We start from the raw sequence: 23455 nt of genomic DNA, 5'->3' as shown, positions 1-23455 counted from the left end.
AACCCGGCCGATCCTCGGAGGTGTCAGCCCGCCGCTCACTCGTTAGGGTGCTCGGGTGACTGTGACCGTGCTGGTTCCCACCGCGTTCGGCGCCGAGGTCCTCGGCCGGGTTCCCGGTGTCGTCCCCGTGCTCTTCGACCCGAAGTCCACCGAGCTGCCGGCGGAGGCCGCCGAGGCGGAGGTGTTGGTGCCCGGTTTCCTCGCGGCGGAGGGGGTGCTGGACCTCGTCGGGAGGCTACCGAGGCTCCGGTTGGTGCAGCTGTTGACGGCGGGGGTCGAGCCGCTGGCTGGTCGACTGCCCTCCGGGGTCACGCTCTCCAGCGGTCGGGGCGCCCACGGGGGGAGCACCGCGGAGTGGGCGATGGCGGTGCTGCTGGCCACCTACCGCGACCTGCCCCGGTTCCAGGACGCGCGGGCCCGGGGAGAGTGGGACTACCACCCGACGGAGACCGTGCAGGGGAAGCGGGTCCTCGTCGTGGGTGCGGGGGACCTCGGCAGGCAGTTGGAACGCCGGCTCCTCGCCTTCGACGCCAGCTGCACCTTCGTGGCGCGCACCCCACGGGCGGGAGTCCTCGGGTTGGACGCCCTGCCGGCGGAACTCCCCCGGCACGACGCGGTGGTGCTGATGGTGCCGCTGACACCCGAGACCACCGGGCTGGTCGACGCCGCGTTCCTCGCCGCGATGCCGGACGGCGCCGTGCTGGTCAACGCCGCCAGGGGCCCGGTGGTGGACACCGACGCGTTGGTCGCCGAGCTGTCCTCGGGGCGGCTGCGCGCCGCCCTGGACGTGACCGACCCCGAGCCGCTGCCGGCGGGGCACCCGTTGTGGGAGGTACCGGGGCTGGTGCTGACACCCCACGTCGGTGGCAGCGTGAGCGGGTCGCGGGAGCGGAGCTGGGCGGTGGCCGCCCGGCAGATCGAGCTCTTCGTGGCGGGTGAGGAGCCGACGAACGTCGTGCGGGGCGCCTACTGACCCCTCGCCCGGCCGGCGGAGGGGCGTCACGGGTTCATGGCGATCTGGTGGTTCTCCGCGCCACCGCCGATCACCGGTGTCTACCCTGGCCTCGTGCACTACAACGATGGCGATTCCGGTAACACCACTCCGATGCGGGCTCCCGGCGCGGCGGACCACGCGGGCGCGGATCCAGGGCCGGCCTTCGGTCTGCTCCTGCTCCGCCTGGTGGTGGGGGGAATCTTCATCGCGCACGGACTGGAGAAGTTCTTCACCTGGGCCGGCACCCCGGGGCTCGACGGCTTCGCGGACAGCCTGGCCGACATGGGCTTCACCAACACCGACGCGCTCGCCATGACGACGGCGATCACCGAGATCGTGGCCGGCGGGCTGCTGGTCATCGGTCTGCTGGCCTCACTGGCCTCGGTGCCGCTGCTCGGGCTCGCGGTGGCGTCGGTGGTGTTCACCTTCGACGAGGGCTTCTTCCTGACCCAGGCCGGGGGCTTCGAGTACAAGCTGCTGCTGGCCGCCGCCGCGGCCGCGTTGGTCTTCACGGGGCCGGGACGGTTCTCCCTGGACAGCGGGCGGCCCTACTTCCGGTTCCCGTTCCGCACGGCCCTGATCTTCCTGGTGCTCGGTGGTATCGCCACGGCCGTCGTGCTGTTCGTCTTCCGGTGACGCCGTCGGCGGCCCCGGCCGCCGTCCACCCCCACCACGAGGAACGGCCCGGTCACCCATCATGGGTGACCGGGCCGTTCCAGGTCCTCGCCCGGTGCGGGGGCTCAGAGTCGCGGGTCGCGCACGGCTCCCATCGAGGCGGGCGTCGCGAGCCGCGCGTACGCGCGCAGCGCCGTGGACACCTTCCGCTGCCGGTCCACCGGCTGCCACGGACGTTCGGACGCCTCCATCTTGGCGCGTCGTTCGGCGAGGACGGCCTCGTCCACGAGCAGGTCCAACCTGCGTTCCCGCACGTCGATCAGGACCTGGTCACCGTTCTCCACCAGGCCGATCAACCCGCCACCGGCGGCCTCCGGGGAGATGTGGCCGACGGAGATGCCCGAGGAACCACCGGAGAAGCGGCCATCGGTGATCAGGGCGCACTTCTTGCCGAGCCCGGAACCCTTGAGGAAGGCGGTCGGGTGCAGCATCTCCTGCATCCCCGGGCCGCCGGCCGGCCCCTCGTACCGGACGACCAGCACCTCTCCCGGCTGGATCTCACGGGACAGGATCGCCGACACCGCCTGTTCCTGGCTCTCGACCACCCGGGCCGGCCCCTGGAACCGCCACAGCTCCTCGTCGATCCCGGCGGTCTTGATGACGGCGCCGTCCTCGGCGAGGTTGCCGCGCAGCACGGCGAGGCCACCGTCGGCGGTGTAGGCGTGCTCGACGTCGCGGATGCAGCCGCCCTCGGCGTCGGTGTCCAGGGAGACCCACCGGTTCTCGGTGGAGAAGGCCCTGGTGGTGCGCACGCCGCCTGGTGCGGCGTGGAAGAGCTCGACGGCGCGTTCCGACGCCTCGCCGGAGCGGATGTCCCACTCGGCGAGCCAGCTCGCCAGGGTGGGCGAGTGCACCGAGCGCACGTCCCGGTGGAGCATCCCACCCCGGTCCAGCTCACCGAGGATGGCGGGGATGCCGCCCGCCCGGTGCACGTCCTCCATGTGGTAGTCGGAGTTGGGGCTGACCTTCGACAGGCAGGGCACCCGCCTGCTGATCGCCTCGATGTCGGCGAGGTCGAAGTCGACCTCGCCCTCCTGGGCGGCGGCCAGGATGTGCAGCACGGTGTTCGTCGAGCCGCCCATCGCCATGTCCAGGGCCATCGCGTTCTCGAAGGCCTTCCTGCTGGCCACCGACCTGGGCAGGACGGAGTCGTCGTCCTGCTCGTACCAGCGTCGGGAGATCTCGACCACGGTGCGACCGGCGGCCAGGAACAGCTCCCGGCGGGCCGCGTGGGTGGCCAGGGTCGACCCGTTGCCAGGCAGGGCGAGGCCCAGCGCCTCGGTGAGGCAGTTCATGGAGTTCGCGGTGAACATGCCGGAGCAGGAGCCGCAGGTCGGGCAGGCCGAGCGTTCCACCTCGGAGAGGCCGGCGTCGTCGACCTCGGAGCTCGCCGACGCCGAGATCGCCGTGATCAGGTCGGTGGGTGCCCGGGTGACACCGTCGACGGCGACGGCCTTGCCGGCCTCCATCGGACCACCGGAGACGAACACGGTGGGGATGTTCAGCCGCATCGCCGCGTTGAGCATGCCCGGCGTGATCTTGTCGCAGTTGGAGATGCAGACGAGCGCGTCGGCCTGGTGTCCCTCGACCATGTACTCGACGGCGTCGGCGATGACCTCGCGGGAGGGCAGCGAGTAGAGCATGCCGCTGTGGCCCATCGCGATGCCGTCGTCGACGGCGATGGTGTGGAACTCCCTGGCGACCCCGCCGGCCTCCCGTACGGCGCCGGCCACCAGGTCGCCCATGTCCTTGAGGTGCACGTGGCCGGGCACGAACTGGGTGTACGAGTTGGCGATGGCGACGATCGGCTTGCCGAAGTCGGTGTCGGTCATGCCGGTGGCACGCCACAGCGCACGAGCCCCCGCGGCGTTGCGGCCGTGGGTGGTGGTGCGGGAGCGGAGTTGGGGCACAGCTCCTCCCAGGAACCAGCGTCTGTCGTGGTCCGGGTCGACGTGTTCGCCGGCCCGGGAGCCCGGAGGTGGGCTCGGTGTCGAACTGTCGGACTGGGGCGGTGGCTCCCCGGGCGGGGGTGGGGCCAGGCGCGCCGCCGGGGCGGTACCCATGAGCGGACGCGGTGACCGGCGATCCCTCCGGGGGTCGCTCTTCCGCCGCGCACCGACCCGTGCCCGGGTGGTGACCCGGGGCGACCGGCCGGTCACCGACAGCCCAGTGGTGGATGGGCGGTGTCCCCGACACTACTCCGGTCGGGGCGCGGGGCGTCCTGGCCGGTCGCGCCCGGTGCGGGCTCTCAGCGTCCGGAGTCCCCGGTCCTCGAGGTCGGGGCGGTCCCGGCGGAGTCCGGGTCGGCCTCGCCCGAGCCGCCCTCGGTGGGGGAGGCCTCGGCGTCGCCGGCCGGAGCCTCGGGGGTCTCCGCGTTCTCGCCCGCCGGGGACGTGTTCGTGTCGGTGTCGGCGGCGGCGAGGGGGTCGGGAACCTGGCCGCCGCTGGCGAGGGAGAGCAGCGGGAGGTCCCGTGGCCGGACGGCCGGCAGTGGGAGTTCCGAGTCATCGGACCGGACCGCCCGCACCGTGGACTCCCCGACGATGCGCAGCGAGTTCACCTCGGACCAGGGCAGTTCGATGGTGCCCATCATCCGGAACACCGTCAGCCCGGAGGTCGTGGCGACCGTCCGCCACCGGTGCAGGGCGAAGGCCAGGGCCAGGGGGACCAGGTAGACCACCTGGAGGCCGGGTGCCCCGAAGGCGACCGGCGTCGCGCACAGCGCGAGGAATCCGATGCCGAGGTAGGCCACGGGGGAGAGGCGGAACGTCACCGGCCTCCGCTCGACGTCCGTCTCGGCTGGCTGCTTCTCGTCCACCGCGCTCATGCCCCGATACTCCCACCGGTGCCGGGCCCGGGAACGGCCTGGTCCCGACCCGCCCGGTGCTCCCGTCCCGCCCCTGCGCGACGCACACCACCGGGGGCGGTGACGACGTGCCGCGTGCGCCCGGGGGCGCACGACTGGTCCAGCAGCGGGTTCGGCCTTCCGGGGATGAGTGGGTCGCCCGGTCAGCGGAGCGTCCTCACTGCCGGTGAGGGGAGTTTGCGCAGGTCGGCGAGTCGCCTCCCGCCCGTGGTGTCCACCATTCGGGACGGTGTCCCGCAGAGTTGACGCCACTGACCGACTGTGGCAACCTACGACCCGTGCTGCGACTGATTGACGTTCTCGTACTTCCCTGGCGCGTCGACGCTTAGGGAATCGCAGCGTCGACGCGCCAACCCTCGCGTGGCCCTCCGGGGCTACCGGGGGTTTTTTGTTTGACGGCCCCGCACTCTCGAGATCAACGAGGCAGAGCACATGACCAGCGCCAACGCACGACCAGCCCCGGCTCCGGCCCCCGCCGGTCCGGCCAGGCCCAAGCCGGCGCCGCCCACCGGCGCGCCCGTGCAGGTGACGGGCGCCCAGTCGCTCGTCCGGTCCCTGGAGGAGGTGGGCTGCGAGGTCGTCTTCGGAATCCCCGGCGGCACCATCCTCCCGGCCTACGACCCGCTGCTGGACTCGCGGAAGGTGCGCCACGTGCTCGTGCGCCACGAGCAGGGCGCCGGTCACGCCGCGACCGGTTACGCGCAGGCCACCGGGCGGGTCGGGGTGTGCATGGCCACCTCGGGTCCCGGCGCCACCAACCTCGTCACGCCCCTCGCGGACGCGAACATGGACTCCGTCCCGGTCGTGGCGATCACCGGCCAGCAGACGCGCGGCCTGATCGGCACCGACGCCTTCCAGGAGGCGGACATCTGCGGGATCACGCAGCCCGTGACCAAGCACAACTTCCTGGTCACCGACCCCGCCGACATCCCCAGGACGATCGCGGAGGCGTTCCACCTCGCCTCCACGGGACGCCCGGGGCCGGTCCTCGTGGACATCCCGAAGGACGTCCTCCAGGAGACCACCTCCTTCGCGTGGCCGCCGGAGATGAAGCTGCCCGGCTACCGCCCCACCTCGCGTCCGCACGGCAAGCAGGTGCGCGAGGCGGCCAGGATGATCAGCGCCGCCCGCCGACCTGTGCTGTACGTGGGCGGTGGCGTGCTCAAGGCCGAGGCCGTCGCGCAGCTGCGCGACCTGGTCGACCTGACCGGGATCCCGGTCGTCACCACCCTGATGGCCCGGGGGGCCTTCCCGGACTCGCACCCCCTGCACCTGGGCATGCCCGGGATGCACGGCACGGTCTCGGCGGTCACCGCCATGCAGCGGGCGGACCTGTTGATCGCGCTCGGAGCCCGTTTCGACGACCGGGTCACCGGCCGGCTCTCCTCCTTCGCGCCCGAGGCGCAGGTCATCCACGCCGACATCGATCCGGCCGAGATCTCGAAGAACCGCCGTGCCGACGTGCCCATCGTCGGTGACTGCCGGGAGGTGATCGTCGACCTCCTCGACGCGCTGCGGGACGAGTTCGACCACGGCGGACGGGCGGACCTCGCCCCGTGGCGCGCCCAGGTCGCGAACTGGCAGCAGCGGTTCCCGCTCGGCTACGAGTGGCCGGCCGACGGGACCCTGTCGCCGCAGTACGTGATCGAGCGGATCGGTGCGCTCGTGGGGCCCGACGCCGTGTACACGGCCGGCGTCGGGCAGCACCAGATGTGGGCGGCGCAGTTCATCCGGTACGAGTCGCCCCGCAGCTGGATCAACTCGGGCGGCCTCGGCACGATGGGGTACGCGGTGCCGGCGGCGATGGGCGCCAAGATGGGCCGGCCGGACACCGAGGTGTGGGCGATCGACGGCGACGGTTGTTTCCAGATGACCAACCAGGAACTGGCGACCTGCGCGATCGAGGGGATCCCGATCAAGGTCGCCGTCATCAACAACGGGAACCTGGGCATGGTCCGCCAGTGGCAGAGCCTGTTCTACTCGGAGCGCTACTCCAACACCGACCTGGGCACCCACAAGCACCGCATCCCGGACTTCGTCCAGCTCGGGGAGGCACTGGGCTGCGCCGCGTTCCGCTGCGAGTCCCGGGAGGAGGTCGACGCGACGATCACCAGCGCGCTGGAGATCAACGACCGCCCCGTCGTGCTCGACTTCGTCGTCGGCAAGGACGCCCAGGTGTGGCCGATGATCGGCCCTGGCGCGGGCAACGACGAGGTCCAGGCGGCCCGGGGCATCCGGCCGGACTTCGACGAGTCGGACGTATGAGCCGGCACACGCGCCACGGTCGGACAGCCGGACGGGATTCCGAGGAACAGGAGCAGGGCAGATGAGTCGGCACACGCTCAGCGTGCTGGTGGAGAACAAGCCGGGTGTGCTGGCCAGGGTGGCCGGCCTGTTCTCCCGACGGGGCTTCAACATCGAGTCGCTCGCCGTGGGGGAGACCGAGTACCCGCACATCTCCCGGATGACGATCGTCGTCGCGGTGGACGAGTTGCCGCTCGAACAGGTCACGAAGCAGCTCAACAAGCTGGTCAACGTGATCAAGATCGTCGAACTGGATCCGGTGGCCTCGGTGCAGCGTGAACTGCTGCTGGTCAAGGTCCGCGCCGACGCCACGGTGCGCACGCAGGTCCTCGAGACCGTGCAGCTCTTCCGCGCCAAGGTCGTCGACGTCGCGCCGGAGGCCGTGACGGTGGAGGCCACCGGGACGGCGGACAAACTGGACGCGCTGCTGCGGATGCTCGAACCCTACGGCGTCCGCGAGATGGTCCGGTCGGGCATGGTCGCGCTCGGTCGGGGGGCGCGGTCCATCACCGCCTCCGCGGTGCGCTGAGCCGACCGCTCGCGCTCGTGGAAGCACACCACAGAACACCACAGAGAAGGAACCAGGAATGAGTGCCGAGATTTTCTATGACGACGCCGCCGACCTCGGGGTGCTCCAGGCCAGGAAGGTCGCCGTCATCGGCTACGGCAGCCAGGGCCACGCCCACGCGTTGAGCCTGCGCGACTCCGGCGTCGACGTCCGCATCGGCCTCGCCGAGGGCTCGAAGTCGCGGGTGAAGGCCGAGGAGGAGGGGCTCCGGGTCGTGACGACCTCGGAGGCCGCCGCCGAGGCCGACGTGATCATGATCCTGGCTCCCGACCACCTCCAGGCCGGGATCTACGAGAAGGACATCGCTCCCAACCTCAAGCCCGGCGACGCGTTGTTCTTCGGGCACGGCCTGTCCATCCGCTACGGGCTCATCACCCCCCCGGCGGACGTGGACGTGGCGATGGTCGCGCCGAAGGGCCCCGGTCACCTGGTGCGCCGGCAGTTCGTCGACGGCAAGGGCGTGCCCGCGCTCATCGCCGTGGAGCAGGACGCCACCGGCAACGCGCAGGCCCTCGCCCTCGCCTGGGCGAAGGGCGTCGGCGGCACCCGCGCCGGTGTCATCAAGACGACCTTCAAGGAGGAGACCGAGACCGACCTCTTCGGTGAGCAGGTCGTCCTCTGCGGGGGGACCACGGCGCTGATCCAGGCCGGGTTCGAGACGCTGACCGAGGCCGGTTACCAGCCGGAGATCGCCTACTTCGAGGTCCTGCACGAGCTGAAGCTCATCGTCGACCTGCTCTACGAGGGTGGCCTCTCCCGGATGCGGTACTCGATCTCCGACACCGCCGAGTACGGCGACCTGACGCGGGGTCCCCGGGTCATCTCGCCGGCGGTCAAGGAGGAGATGCGCCGCATCCTGGGGGAGATCCAGGACGGGACCTTCGCGAAGGAACTGGTCGCGGAGGAGGAGGCCGGGCGCCCGAACTTCAAGCGCCTGCGGGCCGAGGGCGAAGCTCACCCGATCGAGGAGGTCGGCAAGAAGCTGCGCGGCCTGATGTCCTGGGTGGACCGCCCGATCACCGAGACCAACTGACCCCGGTCGTGGTCATCAGCCGGCGGTCCGGACGGGTGGTCACCCCCGGACCGCCGGCACCTCGTGCGGGAGCCATCTCCTGCGGGTATACGGTTCGTCGCGCAAGGTGACAGCTCCGGTGGGCCGTCCCGAGGACGTCCTCCACCGCCAACGCAGGGAGAGTGCCCGGTGAGTCACGAGATCCAGCGCGAGGGCAACGAGGTCCCGATCTACGACGACAAGGCGCATGTCCGGGGCAAGCTGGACATCTCCAACGCGGAGTGGATCACCAGCACGGAGGACGACGACCAGAAGGGCGTGGAGATCGCCTTCGTCGAGGAGTACATCCTCATGCGCAACGGAGCCGACCCGGAGGGGCCCGTGCTCGTGTTCACCCAGGCCGAGTGGGACGCCTTCGTGGAGGGCGCCAAGGACGGCGAGTTCGACGAACCGTGATCGGCGGCCGGCCGGGTTTCCCAGGGAGTGGGAGGGCGTGGTCCGTCCCGTTTCCGGTTGGGAGTCCGGTTCTCCCCGTCGTTCGTCCCGGCATGTGGACGGGTCGTGGCCGTGGGCAGTCAGCTCCGTCACCCTTTGAGAATCCTTTCACAAGCTCGGGCTAAGCTGCCCGTGCCGCTCCACCGACGGGGTGGCCGAGGATCGCAACCCTGGAGCATGTCTGTGAGCACCCCCAGCCGTCCTGTTGCCCTGATCGCCGAGAAGCTGGCTCCTTCGGCGGTGGAAGCGCTTGGTGACGAGGTCGAGGTCCGTCACGTCGACGGGACCGACCGGCCGGCGCTGCTGTCCGCGGTGGCCGAGGCGGACGCGTTGCTCGTGCGTTCCGCGACCAAGGTCGACGCGGAGGTGCTGTCCGCGAGCACCAGGCTGAAGGTGGTGGCCAGGGCGGGCGTCGGTCTCGACAACGTCGACGTCCCCGCCGCCACCGAGCGTGGCGTCATGGTCGTCAACGCCCCGACCTCCAACATCGTCTCGGCCGCGGAGCACGCCGTGGCGCTGCTGCTCTCCGTCGCGCGCCGGATCCCGGCGGCCGATGCCAGCCTTCGTGGTGGCGCCTGGAAGCGCAGCTCCTTCTCCGGGGTGGAGCTGCGGGGCAAGACCGTCGGTGTCGTCGGCCTCGGCAAGATCGGTCAGCTCGTCGCGCAGCGGCTGGCCGCCTTCGACACCGAGCTGATCGCCTACGACCCCTACGTCTCGGCGGCCAGGGCCGCGCAGCTCGGTATCGAGCTGGTGAGCCTCGACGAGTTGCTCTCCCGCGCCGACGCGATCTCGATCCACCTGCCCAAGACCCCCGAGACCAAGGGGTTGATCGGTGCGGAGCAACTGGCCCGGACCAAGAAGGGCGTGCTGCTGGTCAACGCCGCCAGGGGCGGCCTGGTCGACGAGGACGCCCTGGCCGAGGCCGTGCGGTCCGGTCAGGTGGGTGGCGCGGGCGTCGACGTCTTCTCGACGGAGCCGATCACGCGGAGCCCCCTCTTCGAGCTGCCCCAGGTCGTGGTGACCCCGCACCTGGGCGCCTCGACCGCCGAGGCGCAGGACCGCGCCGGGACGGACGTGGCGCGCTCGGTGCTGCTCGCCCTGCGCGGCGACTTCGTGCCGGACGCGGTGAACGTGCAGACCGAGGGCGCGGTGGGGGAGGAGGTCCGGCCCTACCTGCCGCTGACCCAGAAGCTCGGGGTCGTGCTGACGGCGTTGGCCGCCGCCTCCCCCGCCTCGGTGACCGTCGAGGTGCGGGGCGAGCTCGCGGCCGAGGACGTCAGCGTCCTGCCGCTCGCGGCCCTGCGGGGCGTGTTCTCCAAGGTGGTCGAGAGCCAGGTCACCTTCGTGAACGCGCCTCGGCTCGCCGCCGAACTGGGCGTGGCCGTGGACGTGCGCAAGGAGAGCGAGAGCGCGAACCACCGCAGCCTGGTGACCCTCCGGGCCGCGCTGCCCGACGGCTCCTCCCTGAGCGTCTCGGGCACGCTGACCGGCCGGGGGCAGGTGGAGAAGCTCGTGGAGATCAACGGCCGCCACTTCGACCTCCGCGCCGAGGGCAACATCGTGTTGCTGGAGTACAGCGACCGGCCCGGCGTGATGGGCACCGTGGGCACGCTGCTCGGCGAGGCCGGGGTGAACATCGAGGCCGCGCAGATCTCGCAGACCACGGAGGGCACCGACGCCACGATGCTCCTCCGGGTGGACCGCCCCGTGACCGGCAACGTCCTGGAGCCCACCGGCGCCGCCATCGGCGCCCGCACCGTGCACGCGGTGTCCTTCGACTGAGACCGGGCCGCCTGGGCGGGGGCGGGACTGCCGTCCCGGCCGGGACTCGCGGTCGGCGAGTGGACGCGTCCCCCGCCCGGGCACCTTCTTCGGCGACGCGTGGCCCCGGCACCCAGGGCCGGTCCGTCGCCGGCGCCGCCATGCCGTCGCGGGCGGGGTTTAGTCGGACCGCGCGGCGGCGGTCACGGCCGCCCGCCCGGGACCGCCCGCGCCGGGTCGGTGTGACGAGATGGCGGGTTCCCGCTCGCCCCGCCCCGGTCAGCGCGGTGTCCTCTTCGGTCGAGCGGCCGGTGGAGGTCGTCGCCCACCACGCCAGCCCCGGCTGCGCCCGCTCCTCGGCGCGGCGCGGCGCGGTCGTCGCGCCGCCCGCCGTGAGCTGCGCGGTCGTCGCCGGCTCGGCCGACCGGGTGGCCCCCTTCGGCGCGTCCCCCGAGAGCGGCCCCACCACCGGGTGAGGGGCGGTCCGGCGCTCGACCAGTTCCGGTCGTCCTCGCTCCCACTACCGTGATCACCCGGTGGCTGGCTGTGCCACGGATTCTGCCTCAAGCCGTGACAATTCTGTTCAAATCAGTGTGGAGTATTCACCCTTTCGGCGTAGCTGAAGGGCCTGGCAATCGCGTTAAGTTCCCTCCTTGAGGCAGGACCAGGTGTCGTAGAGGGCGCGACGCCGGGCCAGTTCCCGCTGACGAGGGCGTCCGTTCGGGAACGACGTCGTGACACGTCGCGAACTGGCGATGGTCGGAGAAGGCCTCGCTAGGGGTATCCAGAGTGAGTCGTACCCGAAGAACAGGGCTGAGAGCCCGGACGGGTTCCGCCGCCGCCGGACCACGGCGGGGGGCGCGGTCCGCCGTGGCGCTCACCGCCGTCCTGGCGGTGACCGGCCTGAGTGGAACCGCGGTCGCGCAGGACTCGGTGGAGACCGACCTGCCGCTGGCCGACGGCCTCGCCGCCGCAGCCGGCGGCTCGACGGACACGCCGCTGGACAAGGTGGCGCCCGCCGTGGCCGCCGCTGCCGGCGACATCGCGGTTTTCATCGAGCTGGAGAGCCGGGCCGCCGTCGACGTCTTCGTCGAGCAGCAGCAGGCGGGGGCGGGGGACGACGCGGCGCAGGACGCCGCCGTCCGCGCCAGGACCCGCACCGAGCGCACCGCGGACATCGTGGTGGACGACCTGGCCGCCCGCGACCAGAGCGCCCAGGTGCTCTACACGACCTCGAACGCCGTCCCGGGGGTGGCGGTCACCGCCGACGCCGAGCGGGTTCGCCAGCTCGCCGAACGGGAGGACGTCCGGTCGATCCGGCAGATCACGCCGGAGGAACGCACCAACTCCACCGCCACCGCCCTCACCAACACCGTCAAGGCCTGGCAGAACACCGGGCGCTTCGGTGAGGGCATCCGGATCGGCATCATCGACGACGGCGTGGACTACACCCACGCCATGTTCGGCGGGCCGGGCACCCGCGAGGCCTACGAGGCCGTCGACCGGGACGTCGCCGACCCCGCGTACTACCCCACGGACAAGGTCGTCGGTGGTATCGACCTCGTCGGGGACGACTACGACGCGAGCAGCGCCGATCCGGCGCTGAACACGCCGAAACCGGACGACAACCCGATCTCCTGCGGCCGGCACGGCACCCACGTGGCCGGTAGCGCCGCCGGTTTCGGGGTCAACGCCGACGGGAGCACCTTCGACGGCGACTACTCCGAGCTGACTCCCGAGGCACTCGACGAGATGCGCATCGGACCGGGCACCGCGCCCGAGGCGCTGATCTACTCGATCAAGGTCTTCGGCTGCGCCGGATCGACCGCGGTCACCGCCCAGGCCCTGGACTGGGCGCTGGACCCCGACCAGGACGGCGACTTCGGCGACCGGCTGGACATCGTCAACCTCTCGCTGGGGAGCAACTACGGCGCGCCGGACGACCCCAACAGCCTGTTCGTCCGCAAGCTGAACCAGCACGGCGTCGTCACGGTCTTCTCGGCCGGCAACGGCTCCGACCTCTACGACATCGGTGGCTCGCCCGGGAACACCGCCGAGGCGATCACCGTCGCCAACACGCGTGACTCCTACGTCCTGCGGGACGGCGCGCGCGCCACGGCCCCCGAGTCGGTGGCCGGCGACTACGCGGGCCAGTACAGCCAGGACTACGCCGGTTACGCCGGCCTCGACCTGACCGCGCCGGTCGTGCCGTTGACCACCGAGTCCAACCTCGACGGCTGCCAGCCGTTCTCCGAGGCCGACGCGGCCGAGGTCGCGGGCAAGATCGCCTGGCTGGAGTGGGACGACGACGACAGCACCCGGCGCTGCGGGTCCGCCGGCCGCACGGACAACGCGGAGGCCGCCGGGGCCGCCGGGGCCATCTTCTCCTCCACCGAGGAGCACTTCTCGGCCGGCATCGCCGGTAACGCCGGGATCCCCGTCATCCAGTTCACCGGGAGCGCGACCGAGCGGCTGCGGCCGGCGCTGGAGAGCGGCGAGCTGGAGATGCGGTTCGCCGAGGAGCTGCGCACCTCGGTGAAGACCTACGACGAGGCCCTCACCGACACCCCGAGCCCCAGCACCTCGCGGGGGACACGTGGTCCGGTCGTCAAGCCGGACATCGCCGCCCCCGGTGACACCATCGCCTCCGCGCTCTCGGGCAGCGGCGACAAGCCCGCAGTCCTCAGCGGAACGTCGATGGCCGCGCCGCACACCACCGGTGTCGCCGCGATGCTCCGCGAGACCCGTCCGGACTGGACGCCCGAGGAGATCAAGGCCGCGCTGATGAACACCGCCGGCGCGGACATCACCACCGGTGGCGCGGAGGGGACCGTCTACGGGCCCAACCGTGTCGGTTCCGGGCGCATCGACGCGGCCGCCGCCCTGGACAACCAGGTCCTCGCCTACGTCGAGGACGACCCCGGCGCGGTGAGCGTGTCGTTCGGCGTGGTCGAGGTCGCCGGCCCCATCGCGCGGAGCAAGACCGTCAAGATCGAGAACAAGGGCGGCCGGGCCGAGAGCTACGACGTGTCCTACGAGGCCGCCACCGAGATCCCCGGCGTCCGCTACGAGCTGTCCCGCCGCAACGTCACGGTCCCGCCCGGGGGCCAGGTCCGGCTGGACGTGACCCTGAGGATCGACGATCCCTCGGCCCTGACCAGGACCGCCGATCCGACCATCGCCCTGGAGCAGGCCGGCGAGGCCCGCCAGTACGTCTCCGACGCCTCGGGTCGGTTGCTGCTGACGCCCAAGAGCCGCAACGGCGTCGACCTGCGGGTGCCGGTGTACGCGGCGCCGAAGCCGGTCGCCGAGATCCAGGCCTCGTCCTGGGTCCGCGTGCCCGAGGGCGCCGACCAGGGGGTGCTGAACCTGACCGGCACGGGCCTCGACCAGGGTGAGGGCAGCGAGGCCTACCGCTCGCTGGTCACCGCGCTCGAGCTCCACGGGGAGAGCCCTCGGCTCCCCGAGTGCACCGAGGAGGTCGTCGTCGGCTGCACGGTCAACGAGACCGCCAAGGGCGGTGACCTCCGGTACGTGGGCGCGACCTCCACCGCTCCGCTCGCCGTGGCCCAGGGGCGGCCGGAGTCGGCGATGCTCGCCTTCGGCATCACGACGTGGAGCAACTGGTACAACGTCGGGAGCAACACGACGCCCTTCGTGGACATCGACGTCGACGGTGACGGGGTGCCGGACTTCGAGACCTACGTGACCAAGTACACCAGCAGCGACGTGCTGGTCGCGGCGACCGTCGACCTCAACGCCCCCAACCACCCGGTGGTCGACGTCCAGCCGGTCAACACGCGGTTCGGTGACGTGGACACCAACGTCTTCGACACCAACGTGCTGGTGCTGCCGGTGTCGCTGGCGGCGTTGGGGATCGACCCCACCGCCGAGGCCGCCCCGCTGTCCTACACGGCGGGGGTCTCCGGGCGGTACGGCCAGTACGAGGCGGGGTCCACCCTGATCGACCTCATCGACGAGCCGATGGCCTTCGACCCGCTCAACCCGGGCCTGTGGGTGCAGGGTGGCGGCGACGCGGCGGTGTCCTACCACGCGAGGCCCGGAACCGCCCTGGTGGTCAACCGGGACGCGGAGGTGGCCGGGGACGCCAGCCTCCTCCTGCTGCACCAGCACAACGCGAGTGGCCAGCGGGCACAGGTCGTGACGGTCGGCAGCACCCCGCCGATCGTGTCCTGATCACCTGACCGAGTGGACGGTCCCCCAGCGGCCGCCACTCTCACCCGGCGGGGGTGCTCGGGTCCGGTCGCGGGCCCGAGCACCCTTGCTGTGTTAACTCGGAAGGGGGATTGTTGGTCGAGTGATCGCCCGCGGCGCGGGAAAGATCACCTCGAACGGGTGTCCGGTATGTGAGTGGCAATTGCCGGGCAGGTAGCCTGCGCGGTGCGAAATGGTCCCGTGAAATGGGATCGCGACCCAGGAGGTGTGTGGATGCGGCTCGCTGTGATCCCAGGCGACGGGATCGGGCCCGAGGTCGTCGCCGAGGCGTTGAAGGTGCTCGGCGAGGTTGTTCCGGATGCCGAGATCGTTCGTTACGATCTCGGGGCGGCGCGCTGGCACTCCACCGGGGAACTGCTACCCGAGTCGGTGCTCACCGAACTGCGGCAGCACGACGCGATCCTGCTCGGCGCGGTCGGCGACCCGTCGGTACCCAGTGGCATCCTCGAGCGCGGCCTGTTGCTGCGCCTCCGCTTCGAGCTCGACCACCACGTCAACCTGCGACCGGCCCGCCTGTACCCGGGCGTGCGGTCGCCGTTGGCGGATCCGTCCGACATCGACATGGTGGTGGTGCGCGAGGGGACGGAGGGACTCTACGCCGGCAACGGCGGGCTCCTGCGCAAGGACACGCCGCACGAGGTGGCCACCGAGGTGAGCATCAACACCTCCTTCGGCGTGGAGCGTGTGGTGCGGGACGCCTTCGCGCGTGCCGCTGGTCGGCCGCGCAAGCACCTCACCCTCGTGCACAAGACCAACGTCCTGACCCACGCCGGTTCGCTGTGGTCCCGGGTGGTGGAGGAGATCTCCCTCCAGCACCCCGAGGTGTCGGTCAGCTACCAGCACGTCGACTCAGTGACCATCCACATGGTGACCGACCCGAGCCGGTACGACGTCATCGTGACGGACAACCTCTTCGGGGACATCCTCACCGACCTCGCGGCGGCGGTCACCGGGGGCATCGGCCTGGCCGCGAGCGGGAACCTCGACGTCACCCGGCGCAACCCCAGCATGTTCGAGCCGGTGCACGGCAGCGCTCCGGACATCGCGGGCCAGGGCGTGGCCGACCCCACCGCCGCGGTGCTCTCGGTCGCGCTGATGCTCGACCACCTCGGCTACCGCGAGTCGGCGAAGCGCATCGAGGCCTCGGTGGCCTTCGACCTCGCCACCCGCGACCACGCGTCCCCCGGTGCCACCTACGCCATCGGTGACCGGTTGGCCGCGCTGGTCTCGTCCAACGACCGGGTCTCGCGCTCGGTCGAGCTGCCGCCGAGCGCGTGATCGGCGGGTCCGTCCCCGGCACCGCCGGGGACGGACCGCGCCCCGGCCGTGATGCCGGGGCTGGTCGTCGCCGGCCCCACGCCACGCCACCCGGCTCGTCCGACGTGACCACCATGACCGGATCGCCGCGTTCGGCACCCCGGCGGCGTCCCCGGGAATCCCCGTCGTGGCGACCAGCCCGACCGCCCGTCGTCGACCACGGCCAACCCGCTCACGCCGGCCAGCCGCGGAGCCGGGCCGACACCCGCCCGTCGAGCGAGCAGCTCCGTTCGAGGTGGCCGCCGGCCGGCGGCCCCGGTGGTTCTCGTCCCGTGGGCGCGCGGGCACCGGACGCGTTCGCCCGCCGAGAGAGGCGCCCCCGCCACCTCCGCCGGGACCGACGCGACCGCCTCCCGGATACTGGGAACTCGTGACCCCCATGTGGACCCCGAGCACTCCGTGTGACATCATGCTCCGCATGTCTCACCGCAGCGTGATCATTATTCCCCGGCGCGCCGAGTAAGTGCTTGCACAAGCACCTCGGCGCGCAGACCTCTCGCATTCCGGCGAGGGGTCTTTTGTTTTTCCCGGCCCTGACCGCAGCAGAACCCGAACCGCGATCCCTGATGAGCACGGCAGGAGTTCCCCGTGACCCGCTTCGCCCCGGCAGCAACGCCCCTCGGTGACTCGTTCCACGTCTACGACACGACGCTGCGTGACGGCGCGCAGCGCGAGGGCATCTCCTACTCGGTGAACGACAAACTGGCGGTCGCTCGCCTGCTGGACTCGCTCGGAGTGGGCTTCATCGAGGGCGGCTGGCCGGGCGCCCTCCCCAAGGACACCGAGTTCTTCGCCAGGGCGGCCTCGGGCGAACTGCCGCTGCGGCACGCGGTGCTCGTCGCCTTCGGGGCCACCCGGCGCCCCGGGGTGCCGGTCGCGGAGGACCAGCAGGTCGCCGCGTTGCTCGACGCGCGGACGCCGGTGGTCACCCTCGTGGCCAAGGCCGACCGCCGCCACATCGAACGGGCGCTGCGCACGGATGTCGCCGAGAACGAGGCGATGGTCGCCGACACGGTGCGGCACCTGGTCTCCGAGGGCCGGCGGGTCTTCGTGGACGCCGAGCACTTCTTCGACGGCTACGCCCACGACCCCGACTGCGCCCTCGGCGTGCTCACCGCCGCCGTGGAGGCCGGCGCGGACGTGGCGGTGCTCTGCGACACCAACGGCGGCTGGCTGCCCGGTCGGATCGGGGAGGCGGTGGCCGAGGTGGTGGACCGCACCGGGTTCCGGGTCGGCATCCACTGCCAGGACGACACCTCCTGCGCGGTGGCCAACTCGCTGGCCGCCGTCCGGTCCGGCGCCAGCCACGTGCAGTGCACGGCGAACGGCTACGGGGAACGCGCCGGCAACGCGGACCTCTTCGCCGTCCTCGGCAACCTCGTCACCAAGATGGACGTCCCCGCCCTGCCCCCGGGCCGGCTGGCGGAGCTGTCCAGGGTCTCGCACGCCATCGCCGAGATCGCCAACCTCGTGCCCGACACCCACCAGGCCTACGTCGGGTCCTCGGCCTTCGCCCACAAGGCGGGGCTGCACGCGAGCGCGATCAAGGTGGATCCCGAGCTGTACAACCACCTCGACCCCGAGGTGGTCGGCAACCGGATGCGGGTCCTGGTCACGGAGATGGCCGGCCGGTCCAGCATCGAACTCAAGGGACGCGAGTTCGGGCTGTCGCTGGCCGGCCGCTCCGACGCGGTGGGGCGCACCGTGCGCCGGGTCAAGGAGCTGGAGGCCAGGGGCTGGTCCTTCGAGTCGGCCGACGCCTCGCTCGAACTGCTGCTCCGGGGCGAACTGGACCGGGACCAGCACGAGGAGCTGGCCGGCGGCGCCGAGCACGCCACTGCCCCGCTGGAACAGCCGTTCCGCCTCGAGTCCTACCGGGTCGTCCTCGACCACCACTCGGACGGGACCGTGGTGGCCGAGGCGACGGTGCGCATGCACGTCGAGGGCGAGCGGGTGATCGCGACCGCCGAGGGCACCGGCCCGGTCCAGGCGCTCGACGCCGCGCTCCGCAAGGCACTCGCCGGCCGACTGCCCTGGGTGGACGAGGTGGAACTCGTGGACTACAAGGTCCGCATCCTCACCGAGGACGCGGTCGCCGAGGGGGGCGCCGGCGCCGTCACCAGGGTGTTGGTGAACTCCACCGACGGCGAGCGGGAGTGGACGACGGTCGGGGTGCACGGGAACATCGTCGAGGCCAGCTGGCTCGCGCTGTGCGACGCGCTCGTCTACCGGTCGACGCGCCAGCCGGTGGGCTAGACGTGGCGGCCGTGGGCGGCGCCGGCGCGCTGTCCTACGGTGTGCAGGTCGTGCCAGCACTTGGAACAGGAGGACGACACGTGCGTTTGGGGCGGATCGCTCATCCCGAGGGGACCGGGTTTCCCTTCGTCGCAATCCAGCGGAACGACGAAGGCGACGAGGTCGCGGCCGAGATCAGGGAGCACCCCTTCGGCACGCCCGACTTCACCGGCCGGCAGTGGCCGCTCGCCGACGTTCGCCTGCTCGCGCCCATCCTGCCGAGCAAGGTGGTGTGCATCGGGAAGAACTACGCCGAGCACGCCAGGGAGATGGGGGGCGAGCCCCCGGCCGACCCGGTGATGTTCCTCAAGCCGTCCACCTCCGTCGTCGGCCCCGCGCTGCCGATCCGGCTGCCAGCCGACTCGACGCACGTCGACTTCGAGGGCGAGCTCGCCGTCGTCATCGGGCAGCCGTGCCGTGACGTCCCCCGAGCGAAGGCGAAGGACGTCATCCTCGGCTACACCGTGGCCAACGACGTCACCGCGCGGGACCAGCAGCGGGCGGACGGGCAGTGGACGCGGGGCAAGGGGCACGACACCTTCTGCCCGCTGGGCCCGTGGATCGAGACGGAGATCGACCCCTCCGACCTCGCCGTCCGGACCGAGCTCGACGGCGAGCTGCGCCAGGACGGCCGCACCTCGCAGCTGCTGCACGACGTTCCGGCGCTCGTCGAGTGGGTGTCCCGGGTGATGACGCTGCTGCCGGGCGACGTGATCCTCACCGGAACGCCGGCCGGGGTCGGTCAGATCCGAGATGGGCAGTCGGTGTCGATCACCGTCGAGGGAATCGGAACACTGACCAACCCGGTCGTCTCCCGTTGACGGGTCTGGTGGCCGTTCGGTCCACCGCCCCGTCCCGCCGCGCGGGTGATCTGCGGGCGAACGGTGGCGCGTGTTCCGGCACGAGGCCGACGGCCACCAGGTAGGCGGGGACGGCCCGCAACAGGGGGAACCGGCGGAGCGCCCTCACCAGGAGCGGCGGGGGTGTCGAGGGGGCGCGGGGGTCGCTGTCCAGCGCGTCCTGGAGGAACCCGGCGTGCAGCGCCCGTTGCATGCCCTGGGTCACCGCCGTGGGCAACCACCGACGGCGTCGGACCCTGCGGAGGTCGGCGGTGCGCGGCCGCCCGGTCAGCAGGGGGGCGGCCAGGTACCGCGCGGCGGCCACCGCGTCCTGGACGGCGAGGTTGATGCCGACCCCGCCCACCGGCGACATGGCGTGCGCCGCGTCCCCGATGAAGAGCACGCCGGGCGCCTCCCAGGTGCGCAGCCGGTCCAGGCGGACCGACAACAGCCGCACCTCCTCCAGCGACGTCAGCGAGTCCATCCGGTCGGCGAGCCAGGGCAGCAGATCGCTCACCCGTCCTCGGAAGGCCGGCAGCCCCTCCGCGAGGACGCGGTCGTGCTCGCCCTTGCGGATGAGGAACGCGCACTGGAAGTAGTCGCCCCGGTCGATCAGGACCATCGCGCGGCCCCGCCCGAACCGACCGGTCGCTCCCTCGACGTCGCCGGGTCGTCGGGGGAGCCGGAACCACAGCACGTCGAGGGGGACACCGAAGGAACGGGCCCGGAGGCCGGCCTGCTCGCGGAGGCGGGAGTCCCGCCCGTCGCAGCCCACCACGAGCCGGGCCGCGATCTCCCGCACCCGACCGTCCGCCTCCCGCACCCGCACTCCGGTGACCTGCCGGCCCCGTCGGACCAGGCCGACGGCCTCGGTGCTCATCCGCAGCTCGAACGTGGGCTCCCGAGAGGCCGAGGCGGCCAGCATGTCGAGGAAGTCCCACTGCGGCACGAAGGCGATGTGCTTGTGCGGCCCCGGCAGCCGGCGCAGGTCCGCCAGCACGACGGGACCCGAGTCGGTCAGGAGCTGGAAGCGTTCGACCAACCGGTGGGGCACCGCCTCGAACGCGGGTCCGAGACCGAGTTCGTCCAGCAGCCGGAGGGTCGAGGCGTGCACGGTGTCGCCCCGGAAGTCGCGGAGGAAGTCGCCGTGCTTCTCCACGACGGTGACCTCCACGCCCGCCCGGGCCAGGAGCAGCCCGAGCACCATCCCCGCCGGCCCGCCGCCGATCACCACGCAGTCCGTGGTCCGCATCCGGCCCCCCGCCTCCGCCGCCCCTCGGACCTACCAGTGTCCTGAGCGGTCGCGAGGACCGTCAATTCATCGTCGGATGGGTAGCCAGCCCATCCCACCGGTCGGGGCGGGGTCGCGGGGCGGGACCGCGCGAGCGTCCGCCCGTCCCACCAGCGGAGTTGATAGCCTCACGTGTCCGTTCCGCAGGTGTGTGTTGGAGATCTCCGCTGATGCTCGATCGAGCCACCGTCGACGCGTTGTTCCCGTCCGATCTGCCCGAGCCGGAGCACTGGGAGCGGCGCTACCCGCCCCGTGCCCTCCCGGAGGGGGCCAAGGTCACCCGGATCGGTCCCTCGCCCACGGGTTTCATGCACATCGGCGGCGTGTACGTCGGCATCATCGACAGTGACGTCGCCCAGCACAGCGGGGGGACCTACCTGGTGCGGGTGGAGGACACCGACCAGTCCCGGGAGGTCGCCGGGGCGGTCGAGCAGTTCGACCGCGCCTTCGAGTACTTCGCCATCCAGCCCGACGAGGCCGGTGACTCGGGCGCCTACGGCCCCTACCACCAGTCCCAGCGCTCGGAGATCTACCTCACCTACGTGCGGGAGATGCTCCGCCGGGGCCGCGCCTACCCGTGCTTCGCCACGAAGGACGAACTCGCCGAGATCACCTCGGCCCAGCAGGCGGCGAAGCTCCCCACCGGGTACTACGGGCGGTGGGCGATCTGGCGGGACGCCGACCCGGCCGAGGTCCAGGCCAAGCTCGACGCCGGTGAGCCGTACGTGGTGCGGTTCCGCGCCGAGGCCGGCCCCCAGGACCGGGTCCACTACACCGACGCCATCCGCGGTGAGCTCGAACACGAGGCCAACAGGAACGACGCGGTCATCCTCAAGTCCTCGGACCAGCCCCTCCGGCTGCCGACCTACCACTTCGCGCACGCGGTGGACGACCACCTGATGCGGGTCAACCTCGTCATCCGCGGCGAGGAGTGGATCTCCTCGGTGCCACTGCACCTCCAGCTCTTCGAGGCCCTCGGTTTCGACCAGGTCGAGTACGCCCACATCGCTCCCCTGATGAAGCAGCAGGGGGGGAGCAGGCGGAAGCTGTCCAAGCGCAAGGACCCGGAGGCGTCTGTCGACTTCTACGTCGAGGCCGGGTACCCGTCCGAAGCGGTCCGCTACTACCTGCGCGGACTCGCCAACGGGCGCCTCGCGGAGCTGCCGCTGGAGCAGGCGCTGGCCGAGCCCATCAGGCTGGCCGAATGCGGGGTCGCCGGCCCGCTGGTGGACCTCGTCAAACTGGAGGACATCAGCGCGGACCACATCGCGACGTTGTCCGGCGAGACCATCGTCGAGGCGGTGTCGGCGTGGGCCGCCACTCACGACCCCGACCTGGTCGCGGTGCTCGACGCTGACCGGGACCTCGCGCTGCGGGCGCTCTCCGTCGAGCGGGACGGCGTGGAGAACCCGCGCAAGGACCTCCGCAAGTGGTCGGACTTCCGCCCCGTGTACGGCTTCTTCTTCCCCCAGCTGTTCGCGGTGGTGGACGACCCGGCCGACGAGCGCCTCGGCGGCCTCGACCCCGAACTGGTGCGCACGCTGGCGGCCGACTTCGCGGACGGGTACCAGCCCCTTGAGGATCCCCAGGAGTGGTTCGGGCAGATCAGGGAGCTGGCCGCCCGGCACGGCTTCGCGAGGAACGCCAAGGAGTTCAAGAAGGACCCGGACGCCTACCCCGGCTCGATCAGGGAAGCCTCCCAGCTGGTGCGGGTCGCGCTGACCGGGTCCACCAGGAGCCCGGACCTGGCCTCGGTGGCCCGTGCGCTCGGGTCGGACGAGGTGTTGCGGCGGGTCCGCGCCCTCGCCGCGTGAACCACCCCGTGACCGGCCGGAAGGCCGGTCACGGGGGGTGATTCCCTGGATCGATGCAGGTCGGGGCCAAATCACTCCGCTGGGGGGCATTCGCACGCTGCGCCAGTACCTAGTCTCACGGGGTGACATCCGCGCTTGCGACTTCCTCGGGCACTCGGCTGCACCGCGTTCGGGCGGTCTGCCTCGACATCGATGACACCCTGGTCGACTACTGCACGTCCGCGCGGACCGGTCTGGTCGAACTGCTGGGCGACGACCAGTCCTGGCCCATGTGGCAACGAACCTCGGAACGGCACCACGCCAGGTACGCCGCCGGCGAGGTGGACTTCGACACGATGCGCCGTCAGCGCACCCGCGCCTTCCTGACCGACCTGGGGCGCCAGGTCGACGAGGAGGAGGCCGCGGCATGGGAGCAGCGGCGCCTCACCGCCACGGAACGCACCTGGACCCTCTTCGACGACGCGGTGCCGTGCCTGCGCTGGTTGCGGAGCGCGGGTCTGCGGGTGGCCGCCATCACCAACGCAGCTGGGGCGTACCAGCGCCGCAAACTCGCGGCGGTGGGTCTCGGCGACGCCTTCGACCGCCTGGTGATCTCCGGTGAGCTGGGAGTGGCCAAGCCCGACCCCCTCATCTTCCACACCGCCTGCGCCGAGCTCGGGGTCCGACCGGAGGAGGCGGTGCACGTCGGGGACAAGGTGACGCTCGACGCCCTCGGGGCGCGCGACGCCGGTCTGCACGGGGTGTGGCTGGACCGGCGTTCCCTGGGCGACCCGGTGCCGTCGGGCATCTCGGTGATCTCCGGGTTGGCCGAGCTGCCCGACCTGCTGTTTCGGCTCGAAACCCCGGCCTCCTGACGGCACCTTCCCCGCTTGGGGGGACCCGGTTCTCGTTCGCTCTGGCGGGTGGTCTAATATCTTCACCAACGGCAGGGCGAGTCCCCCGGTGAGAGTCGAGAGAGTCTGACCGGAAGAAGCTCCGAACGTTTTGG

At 71.7% G+C, this 23455-nt stretch carries 17 protein-coding genes; 14 read left to right on the top strand and 3 right to left on the bottom strand.

Annotated features, from left to right (window positions below):
- The first annotated feature begins 61 nt into the window (after positions 1-61).
- Complete coding sequence (locus tag G443_RS11800) at positions 62-973, top strand: 2-hydroxyacid dehydrogenase (protein WP_081715187.1); 912 nt, start codon at positions 62-64, stop codon at positions 971-973.
- Between the two features lie 93 nt (positions 974-1066).
- Positions 1067-1630 carry a DoxX family protein gene (locus G443_RS11795; protein ID WP_162147262.1) on the top strand — a complete coding sequence of 188 codons (564 nt, stop codon included), beginning with the start codon at positions 1067-1069 and terminating at the stop codon, positions 1628-1630.
- Positions 1631-1734: 104 nt separating this feature from the next.
- Here the strand turns inward: G443_RS11795 and ilvD are convergent, their stop codons facing one another.
- Both ilvD and G443_RS11785 read right to left on the bottom strand, forming a co-directional pair.
- Positions 1735-3579, bottom strand: a complete 1845-nt coding sequence (gene ilvD, locus G443_RS11790; RefSeq protein ID WP_026417155.1) for a dihydroxy-acid dehydratase — start codon at positions 3577-3579, stop codon at positions 1735-1737.
- A gap of 338 nt (positions 3580-3917) precedes the next feature.
- Positions 3918-4496 carry a PH domain-containing protein gene (locus tag G443_RS11785; RefSeq protein WP_035291260.1) on the bottom strand — a complete coding sequence of 193 codons (579 nt, stop codon included), beginning with the start codon at positions 4494-4496 and terminating at the stop codon, positions 3918-3920.
- A gap of 558 nt (positions 4497-5054) precedes the next feature.
- On the opposite strand from G443_RS11785, the gene G443_RS11780 reads away from it, so the two are divergent.
- From G443_RS11780 to G443_RS11735, 10 genes are all read left to right on the top strand, one after another.
- A complete protein-coding gene (locus G443_RS11780) occupies positions 5055-6800 on the top strand; it encodes an acetolactate synthase large subunit (RefSeq protein ID WP_051313418.1) in 1746 nt (581 codons plus the stop codon).
- A gap of 61 nt (positions 6801-6861) precedes the next feature.
- Complete coding sequence (ilvN, locus tag G443_RS11775) at positions 6862-7368, top strand: acetolactate synthase small subunit (RefSeq protein WP_016697868.1); 507 nt, start codon at positions 6862-6864, stop codon at positions 7366-7368.
- Between the two features lie 58 nt (positions 7369-7426).
- Complete coding sequence (gene ilvC, locus G443_RS11770; RefSeq protein WP_026417153.1) at positions 7427-8440, top strand: ketol-acid reductoisomerase; 1014 nt, start codon at positions 7427-7429, stop codon at positions 8438-8440.
- Positions 8441-8608: 168 nt separating this feature from the next.
- The gene (locus G443_RS11765) at positions 8609-8875 is read left to right on the top strand and encodes a DUF397 domain-containing protein (RefSeq protein WP_081715185.1); all 267 of its coding nucleotides are present in this window, start codon (positions 8609-8611) and stop codon (positions 8873-8875) included.
- Between the two features lie 216 nt (positions 8876-9091).
- Complete coding sequence (gene serA / locus G443_RS11760) at positions 9092-10696, top strand: phosphoglycerate dehydrogenase (RefSeq protein WP_272500033.1); 1605 nt, start codon at positions 9092-9094, stop codon at positions 10694-10696.
- 266 nt (positions 10697-10962) lie between these two features.
- The gene (locus G443_RS11755) at positions 10963-11151 is read left to right on the top strand and encodes a hypothetical protein (protein WP_253860203.1); all 189 of its coding nucleotides are present in this window, start codon (positions 10963-10965) and stop codon (positions 11149-11151) included.
- 418 nt (positions 11152-11569) lie between these two features.
- Complete coding sequence (locus G443_RS11750; protein ID WP_051313416.1) at positions 11570-14872, top strand: S8 family serine peptidase; 3303 nt, start codon at positions 11570-11572, stop codon at positions 14870-14872.
- A gap of 252 nt (positions 14873-15124) precedes the next feature.
- A complete protein-coding gene (locus tag G443_RS11745; protein WP_026417148.1) occupies positions 15125-16189 on the top strand; it encodes a 3-isopropylmalate dehydrogenase in 1065 nt (354 codons plus the stop codon).
- Between the two features lie 627 nt (positions 16190-16816).
- Positions 16817-18484, top strand: coding sequence for a citramalate synthase (cimA, locus tag G443_RS11740; protein ID WP_026417147.1), 1668 nt, complete (start codon positions 16817-16819; stop codon positions 18482-18484).
- Positions 18485-18564: 80 nt separating this feature from the next.
- Positions 18565-19344, top strand: a complete 780-nt coding sequence (locus G443_RS11735) for a fumarylacetoacetate hydrolase family protein (RefSeq protein WP_026417146.1) — start codon at positions 18565-18567, stop codon at positions 19342-19344.
- On the opposite strand, the gene G443_RS11730 is transcribed toward G443_RS11735, so the two are convergent.
- Complete coding sequence (locus G443_RS11730) at positions 19295-20614, bottom strand: FAD-dependent oxidoreductase (RefSeq protein WP_026417145.1); 1320 nt, start codon at positions 20612-20614, stop codon at positions 19295-19297. The two genes, G443_RS11735 and G443_RS11730, sit on opposite strands and share 50 nt — an antisense overlap.
- A gap of 209 nt (positions 20615-20823) precedes the next feature.
- Between G443_RS11730 and G443_RS11725 the strand changes: the two genes are divergently transcribed.
- Complete coding sequence (locus tag G443_RS11725; RefSeq protein WP_026417144.1) at positions 20824-22467, top strand: glutamate--tRNA ligase; 1644 nt, start codon at positions 20824-20826, stop codon at positions 22465-22467.
- Between the two features lie 122 nt (positions 22468-22589).
- The gene (locus G443_RS11720; RefSeq protein ID WP_081715183.1) at positions 22590-23321 is read left to right on the top strand and encodes an HAD family hydrolase; all 732 of its coding nucleotides are present in this window, start codon (positions 22590-22592) and stop codon (positions 23319-23321) included.
- Positions 23322-23455: the final 134 nt, after the last annotated feature.

It is taken from the genome of Actinoalloteichus caeruleus DSM 43889, assembly GCF_000429185.2.
GTDB classification, from domain to species: domain Bacteria; phylum Actinomycetota; class Actinomycetes; order Mycobacteriales; family Pseudonocardiaceae; genus Actinoalloteichus_B; species Actinoalloteichus_B caeruleus.
This window is presented reverse-complemented; position numbering and strand designations above follow the sequence as displayed.

Excerpts from the sequence above, each read along its gene's own strand:
- G443_RS11785 (WP_035291260.1), bottom strand. The coding sequence starts at position 4,496 with ATGAGCGCGGTGGACGAGAAGCAGCCAGCCGAGACGGACGTCGAGCGG.
- ilvN (WP_016697868.1), top strand. The coding sequence starts at position 6,862 with ATGAGTCGGCACACGCTCAGCGTGCTGGTGGAGAACAAGCCGGGTGTG.
- ilvC (WP_026417153.1), top strand. The coding sequence starts at position 7,427 with ATGAGTGCCGAGATTTTCTATGACGACGCCGCCGACCTCGGGGTGCTC.
- serA (WP_272500033.1), top strand. The coding sequence starts at position 9,092 with ATGTCTGTGAGCACCCCCAGCCGTCCTGTTGCCCTGATCGCCGAGAAG.
- G443_RS11745 (WP_026417148.1), top strand. The coding sequence starts at position 15,125 with ATGCGGCTCGCTGTGATCCCAGGCGACGGGATCGGGCCCGAGGTCGTC.
- G443_RS11730 (WP_026417145.1), bottom strand. The coding sequence starts at position 20,614 with ATGCGGACCACGGACTGCGTGGTGATCGGCGGCGGGCCGGCGGGGATG.
- G443_RS11725 (WP_026417144.1), top strand. The coding sequence starts at position 20,824 with ATGCTCGATCGAGCCACCGTCGACGCGTTGTTCCCGTCCGATCTGCCC.